Here is a 256-nt window from a genome sequence, read left to right as displayed (position 1 = left end):
ACGCGCGCCGCAACGGCCACGAGGTGCTGGCGGTGCTGCGCGGCAGCGCGGTCAACCAGGACGGCGCCTCCAACGGTCTCACCGCACCCAGCGGGCCTTCGCAGCAGCGGGTGATCCGGGCGGCGCTGGCCAACGCGGGCCTGAAGCCCGACGAGGTCGACGTGGTCGAGGCCCACGGCACCGGCACCACCCTTGGCGACCCGATCGAGGCGCAGGCGCTGATCGCGACCTACGGGCAGCAGCGGTCGCCCGAACA

Annotated in this window: 1 protein-coding gene; it reads left to right on the top strand. The window is 74.2% G+C overall.

Features of this window, described 5'->3' with window-relative positions; genetic code table 11:
- Positions 1–256 (top strand): hypothetical protein (locus VR45_RS41390; protein WP_045945146.1); only part of this gene is annotated, 256 nt, incomplete at both ends.

It is taken from the genome of Streptomyces sp. NRRL S-495 (assembly GCF_000966955.1).
In the GTDB taxonomy this organism is placed as follows: Bacteria; Actinomycetota; Actinomycetes; order Streptomycetales; family Streptomycetaceae; genus Kitasatospora; species Kitasatospora purpeofusca.
The sequence above is the reverse complement of the archived record's forward strand: the minus strand, read 5'-3'. Positions and strand labels throughout refer to the sequence as shown.